Below are 13,084 nucleotides of genomic sequence, written 5' to 3'. Positions count from 1 at the left end.
AGGACCACGAGCAGTGCGGCCAGCACCGCGGCGGGCAGCGCGACAGGGAGGAGCGCCCCCGGTGCGGTGGACGGCGGGGCAGGCGGCGGGGCGGACGATGCGCCTCGCACCGGTGGCGCCAAAGGGGCGGCACAGGGCGGGCCGACGGTTCTTCCAGGTGAGCGGCACATGGAGGCAACGGTCTCCCGGCGGCCGTACCCCGCGGGGATCATGGTCCGGATCTGTGGACGGCCGAGCGGTTGTGGACATCGCCGTCACCCGGCACTCGGCGGGTCCCGTACACTTCTTCTGGCGATCCGGGTCACCGGGTCGACTTCGCACGCCCCGCCACCTCCCTCTCTGCGGACGGTGGCCGCGCTCCTCGGTCCCTTGTGGCACGGCGCGTCGGGGCGTCAGGCGCGACAGCAATCCTGCGGTCGCGACAACCGAGCACCTCAAGGAGTACGGCCATGGCCGTCGTCACGATGCGGGAGCTGCTGGAAAGCGGCGTCCACTTCGGTCACCAGACCCGTCGCTGGAACCCGAAGATGAAGCGCTTCATCTTCACCGAGCGCAACGGCATCTACATCATCGACCTGCTCCAGTCGCTGTCGTACATCGACCGCGCCTACGAGTTCGTCAAGGAGACCGTCGCCCACGGCGGCTCCATCATGTTCGTGGGTACGAAGAAGCAGGCCCAGGAGGCCATCGCCGAGCAGGCGACGCGCGTCGGCATGCCGTACGTCAACCAGCGTTGGCTCGGTGGCATGCTCACCAACTTCTCCACCGTCTACAAGCGCCTTCAGCGTCTGAAGGAGCTCGAGCTCATCGACTTCGAGGACGTGGCCGCCTCCGGCCTCACCAAGAAGGAGCTCCTGGTCCTCTCCCGCGAGAAGGCCAAGCTGGAGAAGACCCTCGGTGGTATCCGCGAGATGCAGAAGGTGCCCAGCGCCGTCTGGATCGTCGACACCAAGAAGGAGCACATCGCCGTCGGTGAGGCGCGCAAGCTCCACATCCCGGTCGTCGCGATCCTCGACACCAACTGCGACCCCGACGAGGTCGACTACAAGATTCCGGGCAACGACGACGCGATCCGCTCCGTCACCCTGCTCACCCGCGTGATCGCCGACGCCGTCGCCGAGGGCCTCATCGCCCGTTCCGGTGCCGCGACCGGTGACTCGAAGCCGGGCGAGAAGGCCGCCGGCGAGCCCCTCGCCGAGTGGGAGCGTGACCTGCTCACGGGCGACAAGAAGGCGGACGCCGAGGCCCAGTCCTCCGCCGAGACCGAGAAGGCCGCCGACGCCGAGCCGGCCGCCGCCGACGCCGAGCCGGCCGCCGCCGCCGACGAGCAGGCTGCCGAGCAGGCCGAGGCGCCCGCCGCCGAGGCTCCGGCCACGGACGAGCAGGCCTGACACCCGTCAGTCACGGCTGAATGACGGCGGGGGCCGGTGCACTGGCACCGCCCCCGCCGTTGACCCGTAGATCTTTCAGACTTCGAGAGAGAAACAGACTCATGGCGAACTACACCGCCGCTGACGTCAAGAAGCTCCGCGAGCTCACCGGCGCCGGCATGATGGACTGCAAGAAGGCGCTCGACGAGGCCGACGGCAACGTCGACGGCGCCGTCGAGGCGCTCCGCATCAAGGGCCAGAAGGGCGTCGCCAAGCGCGAAGGCCGTTCCGCCGAGAACGGTGCCGTCGTCTCCGTCGTCTCCGAGGACAAGACGTCCGGCGTCCTGCTCGAGCTGAAGTGCGAGACGGACTTCGTCGCCAAGGGTGACAAGTTCCAGGCCGTCGCCAACACGCTCGCCGCCCACGTCGCCGCGACCTCCCCGGCCGACATCGAGGCGCTCCTCGCCTCCGAGATCGAGCCCGGCAAGACCGTCCAGGCGTACGTGGACGAGGCCAACGCCAACCTCGGCGAGAAGATCGTCCTGGACCGCTTCGCGCAGTTCACCGGCGACTACGTCTCCGTCTACATGCACCGCACCATGCCCGACCTGCCGCCGCAGATCGGTGTACTGGTCGAGCTCGACAAGGCCGACGCCGACCTGGCGAAGGGCATTGCCCAGCACATCGCCGCCTTCGCCCCGAAGTACCTCTCCCGCGAGGACGTCCCGGCCGAGGTCGTCGAGGCCGAGCGCCGCGTCGCCGAGGAGACCACGCGCGCCGAGGGCAAGCCCGAGGCCGCGCTCCCGAAGATCGTCGAGGGTCGCGTCAACGGCTTCTTCAAGGAGGCCACCCTCCTCGGTCAGCCCTACGCGCTGGACAACAAGAAGTCCGTCCAGAAGGTCCTGGACGAGGCCGGTGTCACCCTGAAGCGCTTCACGCGCATCAAGGTCGGCATCTGAGTCCGTCCGCGAAAAACGGTGGACCCCGATAGGGTCTGGTGCAGTCGTCGGCCGCACTCAGCCGGACGACCGCAGATCTGACGAGGAGGCCATTGCCGCTGAGGGACAACAGACCCCCCGGCAATGGCCTTCTTCGTATGTGCACGAGGAGAATCTCCATGAACAAGGGCGCGGACGCCACACAGGGTGACCACAAGCGCGACGACGGCACGATTTCCGGGCGCTTCATGCTGAAGCTGTCCGGCGAGGCCTTCGCGGGTGGCGGAGGGCTCGGTGTCGACCCCGACGTCGTGCACACCATCGCACGCGAGATCGCCGCGGTCGTCCGTGACGGCGCGGAGATCGCGGTCGTCATCGGCGGCGGCAACTTCTTCCGTGGCGCCGAGCTCCAGCAGCGCGGCATGGACCGGGCGCGGTCCGACTACATGGGCATGCTCGGCACGGTCATGAACTGCCTGGCGCTGCAGGACTTCCTGGAGAAGGAAGGCATCGACTCCCGCGTCCAGACCGCCATCACCATGGGCCAGGTCGCGGAGCCGTACATCCCGCTCCGTGCCGTACGGCACCTGGAGAAGGGACGCGTCGTGATCTTCGGTGCCGGCATGGGAATGCCGTACTTCTCCACCGACACGACCGCGGCCCAGCGCGCCCTGGAGATCGACGCCGAGGCGCTGCTGATGGGGAAGAACGGCGTGGACGGGGTCTACGACTCCGACCCGAAGACCAACCCCGACGCGGTGAAGTTCGACGCGCTGGAGTACGGCGAGGTGATCGCCCGCGATCTCAAGGTCGCCGACGCCACCGCCATCACGCTCTGCCGTGACAACCAGCTCCCGATCCTCGTCTTCGAGCTGACCGCGGAGGGCAATATCGCCCGCGCGGTCAAGGGTGAGAAGATCGGCACGCTGGTGAGCGAAGAGAGCACCCGGGCCTGACGGCCCAGAAGATGGACAACGGCCTGCCGGTCGGACACCGTGCAGGTGAGGACGCGACGCAGGATCCGCAGGGCCCGACGATGCCGGGTCCGCTCAAGACACGCAGGAGCACGTGGTGATCGAAGAAATCCTCCTCGAGGCCGAGGAGAAGATGGAGAAGGCCGTTGTCGTCGCGAAAGAGGACTTCGCCGCGATCCGTACCGGCCGTGCGCACCCGGCGATGTTCAACAAGATCGTCGCGGACTACTACGGCGCGCTGACCCCGATCAACCAGCTCGCCTCGTTCTCGGTTCCCGAACCGCGGATGGCCGTGGTGACCCCGTTCGACAAGACCGCACTGCGCAACATCGAGCAGGCGATCCGTGACTCGGACCTCGGCGTCAACCCGAGCAACGACGGCAACATCATCCGTGTGACGTTCCCCGAGCTCACGCAGGACCGCCGCAAGGACTACATCAAGGTCGCCAAGACCAAGGCCGAGGACTCCAAGATCTCGATCCGCTCCATCCGCCGCAAGGCCAAGGAGACGCTCGACAAGCTCGTCAAGGACAAGGAGTCCGGCGAGGACGAGGTCCGCCGTGCGGAGAAGGAGCTCGACGACACCACCGCGAAGTACGTCGCACAGGTGGACGAGCTGCTCAAGCACAAGGAAGCCGAGCTGCTCGAAGTCTGATGAACGACTCCTCCTGGGGCGCCCCGCAGGGAGCCGGCTACTGGGGCGCGCCCGAGATGGGGGCCGCTCCGGCGGGTCCTGCATACGATGTGCGCGGCGCCCAGCAGACTCGGCCCATGCCCATCGTGCCGGACGTTCCCGACGCAGGTAGAGACGCTGACGACCGCGACGTCCGGAACAGGGACGCCGCGCGCGTCAGCGGCCCCCTGTTCCGTGACGAGATGCCGCAGGAGCCCATGCCCACCCCGTTGCCGACGCCCCCGCCCCCCAAGAAGCACGCGGGGCGTGATCTGCGTGCCGCCATAGGGGTCGCTCTCGGGCTCGGCGCGGTCGTCGCGGGGTCGCTCTTCATCGTGAAGGCCGTTTTCGTCGGTGTGGTCGTCCTCGCGGTGGTGGTGGGGCTCTGGGAGCTCACCTCCCGGCTCAAGGAGCGCAAGGGGATCAACGCCCCCCTCGTGCCGCTCGCCGTCGGCGGCGCCGCCATGGTGGTCGCCGGCTACGTGCGGGACGCGGAGGGCGCTTGGGCCGCCATGGCGCTCACAGCGATCGCGGTCCTCGTCTGGCGGATGACGCAGCCGCCGGAGGGCTACCTCAAGGACGTCACGGCCGGCGTCTTCGCCGTGTTCTACGTGCCGTTCCTGGCGACGTTCGTCAGCATGATGCTCACCGCGGACGACGGTCCGTGGCGGGTGCTGACCTTCCTGCTGCTCACGGTGGTCGCCGACACCGGTGCGTACGCCGTCGGCTGGCGTTTCGGCACGCACAAGCTGGCGCCTCGTATCAGTCCGGGGAAGACCCGTGAGGGCCTTCTCGGCGCGATCGGTTTCGCGATGGCCGCCGGTGCGCTGTGCATGCAGTTCCTGATCGACGGCGGCAGCTGGTGGCAGGGGCTGCTGCTGGGGCTCGCCGTCGCCGTCAGTGCCACGCTGGGGGACCTGGGCGAGTCCATGATCAAGAGGGACCTCGGGATCAAGGACATGGGCACGCTGCTGCCCGGCCACGGCGGCATCATGGACCGGCTCGACTCGCTGCTGCCGAGCGCTCCGGTCGTGTGGCTGCTGCTGGTGCTGTTCGTGGGATCCGGCTGAGCGGAGCAGCGGCTTCCTGAGCCGCTCTTCCACGGGGCCCGCCGTCCACCGGACGGCGGGCCCCGCCCGTGTGCGCTCGACGACGCCCCGTGTGCGCTCAACGGCGTCGGGGGAACTTCCAGCCGTTCCTGCGGAGCCGTACGAGGACGAACACTCCGCACAGGGCCCACGCCGCCAGGAACGCCCATCTGAACCATGGGGGCCCCTGCCAGCGCCCGGCGAGTTCGACCGCGGTCGGTACATCAGGAGTCATGGGCTTCGTATGCCCCGCTCCCCGGCAGGGACGCCCCGTGCGGGATGGGGTGATGACGGCGGGGTACCCGAGGAGCGACAGAGGGTGTGCCGTCGCTTTCGAGGAGGACGTGCCGTGCGCGCGTTGAAGCTCTGGCTCGACCGCAGTCCGGCCGCACAAGCGGTACTGGTCTTCACACTGGCCATGGTCATGAACCTCCTGTTCCGCCAGGACTGGCATTTCGGCTGGTGGGTGCTCCGGGCAGGGGTCCTCACCGCCGTCGTCATGGGCGTCGTGGCCGCCCAGCGCCGCAGGACCGTCCGCGTGGCCGGCATCGGGCCCCGCAAGATCGCCGACCTCAACCGCAAGATCCGTCACCGTGAGGTGCCCGAGGACCCCGAGGAACGCGCGACCATGGGAAGGCTGGTCGCCGAGCAGCTGGGGAAGATGGAACGGGGAGGCCGGTGGCTGCCCTACTGGCTGGGTTCCATGGGGCTGGTCGCGGTCGGCCTGATCGTCCTGGGGGCCGTCTCCGGTTCGCTGACCGCTCCGCTGGTCTTTGCGGTCGGCACGGTCGGCCTCTGCTCCTGGGTCCTCCGGACGCGCCGCCGGTCCATGGAGCTCCACCGGCACATGCGCTCGGCCCTGCGGAACCCGGGCTGACGGGCGCACCGGTGTAGGGCGCCGGCCGTGCGATCGGTCACTGCCGTCACCCGTGGCCGGGCCGCCCACGGGCCGGGGGACGGCTGCCGACGGTCACCGCGGGCGCCCGCGGTGCTGCCGCCCGGCCCTCGGCGGCCCTGAGTACCACGGCGTGTCTGCGACACTGGATGAACCATGCCTAAGCCCGGAGAACTCACTTTCGTCGCGCCCCGCGGAGCCAAGAAGCCGCCGCGGCACCTCGCCGACCTCACGCCCGACGAGCGCAAGGAAGCAGTCGCCGCGACCGGCGAGAAGCCCTTCCGCGCCAAGCAGCTGTCGCAGCACTACTTCACGCGGTACGCGCACGACCCGGCGGAGTGGACCAACATCCCGGCCGCGTCGCGCGACAAGCTCGCCGAGGCGATGTTCCCCGACCTGATGTCGGTCGTGCGCCACATCAGCTGTGACGACGACACCACCCGTAAGACGCTCTGGAAGCTGCACGACGGCACGCTCGTCGAGTCGGTCCTGATGCGCTACCCGGACCGGGTGACCATGTGCATCTCGTCCCAGGCGGGCTGCGGGATGAACTGCCCGTTCTGTGCGACCGGTCAGGCGGGGCTCGACCGCAATCTGTCGACCGCCGAGATCGTGCACCAGATCGTGGACGGCATGCGGGCGCTGCGCGACGGCGAGGTCCCGGGCGGCCCGGCGCGGCTGTCCAACATCGTCTTCATGGGCATGGGCGAGCCGCTGGCCAACTACAAGCGCGTGGTCGGGGCGATCCGCCGGCTGACGGATCCGGAGCCGGACGGCCTGGGCCTGTCGCAGCGCGGGATCACCGTGTCCACGGTGGGCCTGGTGCCGGCGATGCTGCGCTTCGCCGACGAGGGCTTCAAGTGCCGCCTCGCGGTCTCGCTGCACGCCCCCGACGACGAGCTGCGCGACACCCTCGTCCCCGTGAACACCCGCTGGAAGGTCCGGGAGGTCCTGGACGCCGCGTGGGAGTACGCGGAGAAGTCCGGCCGCCGTATCTCCATCGAGTACGCGCTGATCCGCGACATCAACGACCAGGCGTGGCGGGGCGACCTGCTGGGCCGGCTGCTCAAGGGCAAGCGGGTACACGTCAACCTCATCCCGCTGAACCCGACCCCGGGTTCGAAGTGGACCGCCTCGCGGCCCGAGGACGAGAAGGCCTTCGTCGAGGCGATCGCCGCCCACGGTGTGCCGGTCACCGTCCGGGACACCCGTGGCCAGGAGATCGACGGCGCCTGCGGGCAGCTGGCAGCCTCCGAGCGCTGAGGCCCCCGCCCCGGTGGGCAGCGCCGCGGTGGGCAGACGGCCTCCGGCCGGTCCGGCGTGATCCGGCCGGTGTAGCCTGGCCCGGAAATCAACTTCATATTCCGACAGGGGAGCGCCACAGCGCTGAGAGTGCGGCACCGAGGACAGGCCGGCCGCAGACCCTCTGAACCTCGCCCGGGTCATTCCGGGTAGGAAGTTCGGACCTTACTCAAGCTGTTGCGCCCTGCCCGCTCGCGAGCGGGCAGGGCCGCGTCTCTTCCTGGTCACCTCCAGGAGGAATCACATGAACACCACCACGAAGTACGCGGCGACGGCGCTCGCCGCCGCGCTCGGTGTCACCGCGCTCGCGGGCTGCGGCGGCTCCGACGGCAAGGCGTCCGATGACGCGGGGGCAGGTTCCAGGACGGTCACCCTGGTCAGCCATGACTCGTTCAACGCCTCGGACGCCGTCCTGAAGGCGTTCACGAAGAAGACCGGCTACAAGGTCGAGGTGCTCAAGAGCGGTGACGCTGGAGCCGCGCTCAACCAGGAGATCCTGACCAAGGGCTCCCCCCGCGGTGACGTGTTCTTCGGCGCCGACAACACACTTCTCTCCCGCGCCCTGGACAACGGCCTGTTCACCCCGTACGAGGCGAAGGGCCTCGACCGGGTCGCCGCCGGCACCCGGCTCGACAAGGACAAGCACCGGGTCACGCCCGTCGACACCGGCGACATCTGCGTCAACTACGACAAGAAGTACTTCGCCGACAGGAAGCTCGACCCGCCGAAGTCCTTCGACGACCTGCTGAAGCCGGCGTACAGGAACCTCCTCGTCACCGAGAACGCCGCGACCTCGTCGCCGGGCCTCGGTTTCCTCCTCGGCACGGTCGCCACCTACGGGGAGAGCGGCTACCAGGACTACTGGAAGAAGCTGAAGAACAACGGCGTGAAGGTCGTCGACGGCTGGGAGCAGGCGTACAACGAGGAGTTCTCCGGTTCCGCGGGCGGCAGGAAGGCCAAGGCCGACCGGCCGCTCGTCGTCTCGTACGCCTCCAGCCCGCCCGTCGAGGTGCTGTACGCCGATCCGCAGCCGGCCGAGGCCCCGACCGGGGTCGCCACCGGCACCTGCTTCCGCCAGATCGAATTCGCCGGCCTGCTGGACGGGGCGAAGAACGAGGCGGGCGGCAAGGCGCTGCTGGACTTCCTGATCAGCAAGCAGTTCCAGGAGGACATGCCGCTGAACATGTTCGTGAACCCGGTGGTGGAGGACGCGAAGCTGCCGGAGCTCTTCACCGAGTTCGGTACGGCCGTCGACGAGCCGGCGACCGTGGCTCCGGAGAAGATCGCCAAGAACCGTGAGCAGTGGGTCCAGTCGTGGTCCTCGCTGGTCGTCAAGTAGCCGCGCGGCCCTCATGGCGGGGGAACGCGGTGCGGCTCGGCCTGATGGCCGTGCCCGTCGCGTTCTTCGCGCTGTTCTTCGCCTACCCGGTCGCCGCGATCGTCGGCCGGGGGCTGAAGGCGGGCGGTGACTGGCGGTTCGGCCGGATCGGTGCGGTGCTGAGCCGGCCGGACATCCTCGACGTCCTCTGGTTCACCACCTGGCAGGCACTCGCCTCGACCGCACTCACCCTGCTGATCGCGCTGCCCGGTGCCTATGTCTTCGCCCGGTTCGACTTCCCCGGCAAACAACTGCTGCGGGCCGTGGTGACGGTGCCGTTCGTCCTGCCGACCGTCGTCGTGGGTACGGCGTTCCTGGCGCTGCTGGGACGCGGCGGGTTCCTCGACGAACTCTGGGGGGTCCGGCTCGACACCACGGTGTGGGCGATCCTGCTCGCCCATGTGTTCTTCAACTACGCGGTCGTCGTACGGACGGTGGGCGGCCTGTGGTCGCAGCTCGACCCCCGTCAGGAGGAGGCCGCCCGGGTGCTCGGGGCCGGCCGCCTCGCCGCCTGGCGGCGGGTGACGCTGCCCGCGCTGGCCCCGGCCGTCGCCGCAGCGGCTCTGATGGTCTTCCTCTTCACCTTCACTTCGTTCGGAGTCGTCCAGATCCTCGGCGGGCCGGCCTACTCCACGCTGGAGGTGGAGATCTACCGGCAGACCGCCCAGCTGCTCGACCTGCCGACGGCCGCCGTACTGACCCTGGTGCAGTTCGCCGCGGTCGGCGGGATCCTCGCCGTCCACGCGTGGACCGTACGGCGCAGGGAGACGGCCCTGAAGCTCGTGGACCCGGCGCAGACCACCCGGCCTCCTCGCGGGGCCGGGCAGCGGGCACTGCTCGGCGGCGTGCTGCTGACGGTGCTGCTCCTGGTCCTGCTGCCGCTCGGCGTGCTGGTGGAACGCTCCCTGGACACCTCGGGCGGCCATGGATTCGACTTCTACCGGGCACTGCGGTCCGTCGACGCCAACGGCTCCACCTTCCTGGTCCCGCCGCTCGACGCCATCGGGAACTCCCTGCGCTACGCGCTCGTCGCGACGCTCGTCGCCCTCGTGATCGGCGGGCTCGCCGCAGCGGCCCTGACCAGGCGGGCGGGGCCGCTCGTACGCGGGTTCGACGCCTTGCTGATGCTGCCGCTCGGGGTGTCGGCGGTCACCGTCGGCTTCGGCTTCCTCATCACGCTCGACGAGCCGCCGCTCGACCTGCGTACGTCCTGGATCCTCGTCCCGCTCGCGCAGGCCCTGGTGGGCGTCCCCTTCGTCGTACGGACCATGCTGCCCGTCCTGCGTGCCGTGGACGAGCGCCTGCGGGAGGCCGCCGCGGTGCTCGGCGCCTCGCCGCTGCGGGCCTGGCGCGAGGTGGACCTCCCGCTGGTGCGGCGGGCCGTGCTGGTGGCGGCCGGGTTCGCCTTCGCCGTGTCGCTCGGCGAGTTCGGCGCGACCGTGTTCATCGCACGCCCCGACAACCCCACCCTGCCGGTCGCCGTCGCCAGGCTGCTCGGGCGTTCCGGAGAGCTCAACTACGGCCAGGCGATGGCCCTCAGCACGATTCTGATGCTCGTCTGCGCGGTGTCGCTGCTCCTGCTCGAACGTATCCGCACCGACCGATCCGGGGAGTTCTAGAGATGCTGGCAGTGGAGTCCGCCACGGTACGGTTCGGGGAGCGGACGGCGCTGGACGCGGTGGACCTGGAGGTCGCGGACCACGAGACCGTCTGTGTGCTGGGGCCGAGCGGCAGCGGCAAGTCGACGCTGCTGCGGGCCGTGGCCGGGCTGCAGCCCCTGGACGGCGGACGGGTGTTCCTGGACGGCGTCGACCAGGCCCCGCTGCCCGTGCACCGGCGCGGGCTCGGCCTGATGTTCCAGGACCACCAGCTGTTCCCGCACCGGGACGTCGGCGCCAACGTCGCTTTCGGGCTGCGGATGCACGGCGTCCCCCGCACCGAGCGGGACCGCCGCACCGGCGAACTCCTGGATCTGGTCGGCCTGCCCGGAGCCGGCCGGCGGGCCGTCGCCGCTCTGTCGGGCGGCGAACAGCAGCGCGTCGCTCTCGCCCGGGCCCTGGCGCCACGTCCGAAGCTGCTGATGCTGGACGAGCCCCTGGGCCAGCTGGACCGGAGCCTGCGCGAACGGCTCGTCGTCGAACTGCGCACCCTCTTCGGCCGGCTGGGCACCACCGTGCTCGCCGTCACCCACGACCAGGGCGAGGCCTTCGCACTCGCCGACCGGGTCGTGGTCATGCGGGACGGCCGGATCGCCCAGGCGGGCACCCCGCTGGAGGTCTGGCAGCACCCCGCGTCGGCGTTCGTCGCCCGCTTCCTCGGCTTCGACAACCTGGTGGACGCCACGGTCACGGGGACGGCCGCCGACACCGCCTGGGGCAAGACACCGGTCCCCGAGGGGTCACCCCAGGGCGCGTGCGAACTGCTCGTGCGGCCGGGCGGCGTCCGGATCGGCGGCCCGCAGGACGGCCTGCGCTGCACGGTCGGCGTACGCACCTTCCGCGGCCACCACGTCACCGTCGTCCTGCGCCCCGACGACGGGCCGGCCCTGGAGGCGGAGTGCGCGCTGCGGGACACCCCGGAGGAGGGGGACGTCGTGGGCGTGACCTTCGACCCGGCGGAGACAGTGGTCCTTCCGTCGGCCTGAGTGCTCCGGAGGACGGCCCCGGCGGCCGGCCGGGGCAGCCCGTCAGCCCGTCAGCCGGGCGAGCGCGCCGGCCGCCTCCTCCACCGTGTCGACGAGCGCGATGCGGGACTCCATCGGCCGGCCCGCCGCGAGCGCGCTCAGCAGCGGCCAGGCGGGCAGCTTCTCCGTCCAGTGCGCGCGGTTCACCAGCACCATCGGCGTGGGAGCGGAACGCGACTCGTAGTAGTTCGGCGTCGCGTTGTCGAAGATCTCCTGCACGGTCCCGGCGGCGCCCGGCAGGAAGATCACACCGGCCGTCGACCGGGCCAGCAGCCCGTCCTCGCGCACGGCGTTCGCGAAGTACTTGGCGATGTGGTCCGCGAAGGCGTTCGGCGGCTCGTGGCCGTAGAACCACGTGGGGATCGCGACCGAGGAACCGCCGTCCGGCCAGCGCTCCCGCACGGAGAAGGCGGCGCTCACCCAGGCGGTGATGGACGGGCTGAACGACGGTTCGGCGGCGAGGAGTTCGCAGGCCTTGACCAGCATCGCGTCGGAGTGCGGAGCCGCGTAGGCGCCGAGGTTGGCCGCCTCCATGGCGCCCGGGCCGCCGCCCGTCGCCACGGTCAGGCCGCCGCGGGCCAGCTCTCTGCCGAGCAGGGCCGCGCCACGGTACTCCTCGGACCCCCGGGCCATGGCGTGGCCGCCCATCACGCCCACCACACGGGCCCCGGCGAGGTGCTCGTCCAGGGCGTCGGAGACCGCGTCGTCGTGGAGCGCCCGCAGCATCGAGGCGAAGACGTCGCCGTTCGCCCTGGTCAGCTGGAACCAGTCGTACGCCCGGGCGTCGGGCGTCGCCCCGTAACCACCCTCCGCCAGGCCCTCGTACAGGGCTTCGGGGGTGTAGAGCAGCCCGCGGTACGGGTCGAAGGGGAGACCGGGCACCGGCGGGAAGACGAAGGCCCCGTCCGCCCGTATCTTGGCCTCGGCGCGGGGCTCCATGCGGCAGCCGAGGAAGACGGCGCCCCGGGTGCCGGTCGTGAGCAGCGCGTCGCCCCGGTCCGTCAGGTCGACGGCCTGGACGCGGTGGCCGGCGAGCGTGCCGGCCGCGACCGCCTGGTCGAATGCGGTGAGCGTCTCGATCTCTGCGCCCGGCGCGTACGTGTACTCGTCCGTGTTCTCCACGCCGCCATGCTACGGACCGCCCCGGTGGCGGGTGTCACCCCGTCAGGGGAAGTGCTGCCAGCTCCGCGAACACCCAGGTCAGCGGGGCGAAAACGGCCAGCAGCACCAGGGCCCGCAGGATTGCGGCGGCGCGGAGGGCGGACGCCGGCGCGCCGAGCCGCAGCAGGGTCCTCGCCGTACGGGCACGGGCCTGCCTGGCCTCCAGAGCGGTGGTCAGCAGGGTGGCCGTGGTGCAGCCGAGGACGAGTACGGCGCCGAGCGCGGTGAGCGGGCCGAAGGGGCGGGGCCCGCCGGTGTGGAGCACGGAGGCCGCGACCACCCCGGACAGGACCGCGCAGACGATGCCCAGCGGGCGCCCGATCCGGGTGGCCTCGTCCATCAGGACCCTCCCCGCCAGCAGTCGTACGGCCCCCGGGCGCGCCGCCTGGAGCAGCCGTCCGCACAGATGGGTGAGACCGGGCCCCACCATGGCCAGACCGATCGCGGTGAGGATCCAGCCCGCGAGCACGGCGGCCGGGGCCGAGTCCAGCCGGCCCGGCAGCGGGAAGGGGTCCCCCGCCGAACCGCGGCTCGCGTACGCCTCGACCGCGAGCCCCGCCGCGGTGAGCGCGACGCCCCAGGGCAGCCCCGTCGGCGTCGGGGCGGGTGCGAGTTCCTCCTC

Annotated in this window: 12 protein-coding genes and 1 pseudogene; 10 read left to right on the top strand and 3 right to left on the bottom strand. The window is 70.7% G+C overall.

Features of this window, described 5'->3' with window-relative positions; genetic code table 11:
- The first annotated feature begins 449 nt into the window (after positions 1-449).
- The 5 genes from rpsB to VN520_RS14040 all read left to right on the top strand — a co-directional run bounded on the left by rpsB (position 450) and on the right by VN520_RS14040 (position 5,025).
- Positions 450-1,391, top strand: coding sequence for a 30S ribosomal protein S2 (rpsB, locus tag VN520_RS14060; protein ID WP_325747237.1), 942 nt, complete (start codon positions 450-452; stop codon positions 1,389-1,391).
- Positions 1,392-1,492: 101 nt separating this feature from the next.
- Entirely contained in the window at positions 1,493-2,329 is an 837-nt protein-coding gene (gene tsf, locus VN520_RS14055; protein WP_325747236.1) for a translation elongation factor Ts, read from the top strand.
- Positions 2,330-2,487: 158 nt separating this feature from the next.
- Positions 2,488-3,264, top strand: a complete 777-nt coding sequence (pyrH, locus tag VN520_RS14050) for a UMP kinase (RefSeq protein ID WP_325747235.1) — start codon at positions 2,488-2,490, stop codon at positions 3,262-3,264.
- A 115-nt stretch (positions 3,265-3,379) separates the two neighbouring features.
- Complete coding sequence (gene frr / locus VN520_RS14045; protein WP_325747234.1) at positions 3,380-3,937, top strand: ribosome recycling factor; 558 nt, start codon at positions 3,380-3,382, stop codon at positions 3,935-3,937.
- Complete coding sequence (locus VN520_RS14040) at positions 3,937-5,025, top strand: phosphatidate cytidylyltransferase (protein ID WP_325747233.1); 1,089 nt, start codon at positions 3,937-3,939, stop codon at positions 5,023-5,025. The genes frr and VN520_RS14040 overlap by 1 nt, the downstream gene beginning before the upstream one ends.
- 97 nt (positions 5,026-5,122) lie before the next feature.
- Here VN520_RS14040 and VN520_RS14035 read toward each other — a convergent pair whose 3' ends face one another.
- The gene (locus VN520_RS14035; protein WP_325747232.1) at positions 5,123-5,278 is read right to left on the bottom strand and encodes a hypothetical protein; all 156 of its coding nucleotides are present in this window, start codon (positions 5,276-5,278) and stop codon (positions 5,123-5,125) included.
- A gap of 114 nt (positions 5,279-5,392) precedes the next feature.
- On the opposite strand from VN520_RS14035, the gene VN520_RS14030 reads away from it, so the two are divergent.
- From VN520_RS14030 to VN520_RS14010, 5 genes are all read left to right on the top strand, one after another.
- The gene (locus VN520_RS14030) at positions 5,393-5,920 is read left to right on the top strand and encodes a hypothetical protein (protein ID WP_325747231.1); all 528 of its coding nucleotides are present in this window, start codon (positions 5,393-5,395) and stop codon (positions 5,918-5,920) included.
- A gap of 174 nt (positions 5,921-6,094) precedes the next feature.
- Positions 6,095-7,201: a 23S rRNA (adenine(2503)-C(2))-methyltransferase RlmN gene (rlmN, locus tag VN520_RS14025; protein WP_325747230.1), complete on the top strand. Its 1,107-nt coding sequence runs from the start codon at positions 6,095-6,097 to the stop codon at positions 7,199-7,201.
- A gap of 283 nt (positions 7,202-7,484) precedes the next feature.
- A complete protein-coding gene (locus tag VN520_RS14020) occupies positions 7,485-8,579 on the top strand; it encodes a thiamine ABC transporter substrate-binding protein (protein ID WP_325747229.1) in 1,095 nt (364 codons plus the stop codon).
- Positions 8,580-8,623: 44 nt separating this feature from the next.
- Complete coding sequence (locus VN520_RS14015) at positions 8,624-10,237, top strand: iron ABC transporter permease (RefSeq protein WP_325747238.1); 1,614 nt, start codon at positions 8,624-8,626, stop codon at positions 10,235-10,237.
- Positions 10,238-10,239: 2 nt separating this feature from the next.
- On the top strand, positions 10,240-11,262 hold the full coding sequence (locus VN520_RS14010) for an ABC transporter ATP-binding protein (protein ID WP_325747228.1): 1,023 nt from the start codon (positions 10,240-10,242) through the stop codon (positions 11,260-11,262).
- Positions 11,263-11,304: 42 nt separating this feature from the next.
- Here VN520_RS14010 and VN520_RS14005 read toward each other — a convergent pair whose 3' ends face one another.
- Together VN520_RS14005 and VN520_RS14000 are read right to left on the bottom strand one after the other, a co-directional pair.
- Entirely contained in the window at positions 11,305-12,423 is a 1,119-nt protein-coding gene (locus tag VN520_RS14005) for a Rossmann fold nucleotide-binding protein (protein ID WP_325747227.1), read from the bottom strand.
- Between the two features lie 34 nt (positions 12,424-12,457).
- Positions 12,458-13,084 (bottom strand): annotated as a pseudogene (locus VN520_RS14000) (hypothetical protein); the annotation flags it as partial.

Source organism: Streptomyces sp. (assembly GCF_035563135.1).
Lineage (GTDB): Bacteria > Actinomycetota > Actinomycetes > Streptomycetales > Streptomycetaceae > Streptomyces.
This window is presented reverse-complemented; position numbering and strand designations above follow the sequence as displayed.

Excerpts from the sequence above, each read along its gene's own strand:
- pyrH (WP_325747235.1), top strand. The coding sequence starts at position 2,488 with ATGAACAAGGGCGCGGACGCCACACAGGGTGACCACAAGCGCGACGAC.
- VN520_RS14015 (WP_325747238.1), top strand. The coding sequence starts at position 8,624 with ATGGCCGTGCCCGTCGCGTTCTTCGCGCTGTTCTTCGCCTACCCGGTC.
- VN520_RS14020 (WP_325747229.1), top strand. The coding sequence starts at position 7,485 with ATGAACACCACCACGAAGTACGCGGCGACGGCGCTCGCCGCCGCGCTC.
- VN520_RS14040 (WP_325747233.1), top strand. The coding sequence starts at position 3,937 with ATGAACGACTCCTCCTGGGGCGCCCCGCAGGGAGCCGGCTACTGGGGC.
- VN520_RS14035 (WP_325747232.1), bottom strand. The coding sequence starts at position 5,278 with ATGACTCCTGATGTACCGACCGCGGTCGAACTCGCCGGGCGCTGGCAG.
- VN520_RS14010 (WP_325747228.1), top strand. The coding sequence starts at position 10,240 with ATGCTGGCAGTGGAGTCCGCCACGGTACGGTTCGGGGAGCGGACGGCG.
- rlmN (WP_325747230.1), top strand. The coding sequence starts at position 6,095 with ATGCCTAAGCCCGGAGAACTCACTTTCGTCGCGCCCCGCGGAGCCAAG.
- tsf (WP_325747236.1), top strand. The coding sequence starts at position 1,493 with ATGGCGAACTACACCGCCGCTGACGTCAAGAAGCTCCGCGAGCTCACC.
- rpsB (WP_325747237.1), top strand. The coding sequence starts at position 450 with ATGGCCGTCGTCACGATGCGGGAGCTGCTGGAAAGCGGCGTCCACTTC.